This window comes from Streptomyces caelestis (assembly GCF_001279005.1).
Lineage (GTDB): Bacteria > Actinomycetota > Actinomycetes > Streptomycetales > Streptomycetaceae > Streptomyces > Streptomyces heliomycini.
The window spans coordinates 1-1997 of sequence record NZ_LGCN01000009.1 but is presented as its reverse complement, the minus strand read 5'-3'; the positions used below and the strand labels follow the sequence as shown (position 1 = coordinate 1997).

Sequence of the window (1997 nt, the reverse complement as noted above, 5' to 3'; positions counted from 1 at the left end):
GAGCCGATGCTGGAGGAGTTCCGCACGGTCGCCGAGGCACTGTCCTACGCCGAGCCGCTGCTGCCCGTCGTCTCCAACGTGACCGGACGCATCGCCGCGTCCGGTGAACTCACCACCCCCGCTTACTGGGTGACCCATGTCCGTGAGGCCGTGCGCTTCGACGACGGGATCCGTGTCCTGGCGGAGGAGGGTGCCACACGGTTCGTGGAGCTGGGGCCGGACGGTGTGCTCAGCGGCATGGCCCGCGAAAGCGCCGGCGACGACGCACTCCTCGTACCTGTGCTGCGCAAGGACCGGGAGGAAATCACCACCGCCCTAAGGGCGTTGGCCGAGCTGTACGTCCGCGGCGGTCACGCCGACTGGGCCGCCGTGCTCGACGGGACGGGCGGGCGCCCGGTGGACCTGCCGACGTACGCCTTCCAGCACGAGTACTTCTGGCCCGTGGGATCCGCCACCGGCACCGGTGACATCCGCCTGGCGGGCCTCGGCACCCCGCGGCACCCGCTGCTGGGCGCGGCCGTCGAACTGGCCGGCACCGACGGGATGGTGCTCACCGGCCGGCTGTCGCTCCAGTCACAGCCGTGGCTGGCCGACCACGTGGTGCGGGGATCGGTGCTCGTGCCGGGAACGGCACTGCTGGAGCTGGCCATCCGCGCGGCCGACGAGGTCGGCTGCGACACGGTCGAGGAACTGACCCTGCCGGCCCCGCTCGTCCTGCCGGCCCAGGGCGGCACCCGTATCCAGGTCACCGTCGGTGAAGCGGATGAGGCGAGGCGCCGTAACGTCGCCATTCACTCGCGGCCCGACGGGGACGACGACCACGGCCCCTGGACCCTGCACGCGCAAGGCACACTGGCCGAGGGCGCGACCGCCGCGCGTACCGGCTTCGACACGTCCGTCTGGCCACCGAAGGACGCACGCCCGGTCGACGTCACCGACTGCTACGAGCTGCTGGCCGAGGCAGGCCTCCGCTACGGCCCGGTCTTCCAGGGCCTGCGGGCCGCCTGGCGCCGGGATGACGAGGTCTTCGCCGAGGTGGCGCTGAACGACGACGTCGACGGCGGCACGTTCGGACTGCACCCCGCCCTCTTCGACGCGGCCCTGCACGCCTCCTTCGCCTTCGGTGGCGACGACGACACCGCGCTCGGCGGGGTGCCCTTCTCCTGGGAGGGCGTGCGCCTGCACGCGTCCGGCGCCTCGGCCCTGCGGGTCCGGCTGACCAGGACCGGTGACGACTGCCTCGCCGTGGAGTTGGCCGACCCGGCCGGCGCTCCCGTCGCCTCGGTGGAGTCCCTCGTCGTACGGTCCGCCTCGGTCGCCGACGGCGGGTTCGAGAACAGCACGAAGTCCCTCTACCACGTGGACTGGGTGCCGGCCCGTGCCGTGACCGGCGCCCTTTCCCCTGAATCGGTCGCACTCCTCGGCCACGAGATCCTCGCTTCGATCACCACCGACGCGGATGCTCCGGTCACCGCCACCGCTCCCGACCTCGAGGCACTGGCTGCGAACGACATACCCGGCACTGTGCTGGTCGCCATGACGAGCTCGCTGCCGGACGTCGTCGAGTCGGCGCACCAGGTGGCCGCCCGGGCCCTGGACCTCGTGCGGTCGTGGCTGGCGGACGAGAGGTTCGCCGCGTCCCGTCTGGTCTTCGTCGTCGGTGGGTCCGAAGGCGCCGACGACCTGACGGACGCTCCGGTCAAGGGTCTGGTGCGATCCGCACAGCTGGAGCATCCGGGGCGGTTCGGTCTGCTGGATGTCGAGCCGGGTGCGGTGCTGTCGGCCGAGCTGTTGGGTGCCGCTCTGGCGGTGGGTGGGGCCGAGGCGGAGGTCGCGGTGCGTGGTGGTGAGGTGCTGGTGCCTCGTCTGGCGCGGGTGTCCTCCACGTCTGGTGCGGATGGTGCGGAGGTTTCCGGCTGGGAGGTGGCCGGGGGCACGGTGTTGGTGACGGGCGGTACGGGTGGTCTGGGTCGTGTGGTGGCCCGTCATCTGGTGGT

At 72.1% G+C, this 1997-nt stretch carries 1 protein-coding gene; it reads left to right on the top strand.

Annotated elements, in window-relative coordinates; all coding sequences use genetic code 11:
- A partial coding sequence (locus ADK41_RS02425; protein ID WP_037805345.1) for a polyketide synthase dehydratase domain-containing protein occupies positions 1-1997 on the top strand: 1997 nt, incomplete at both ends.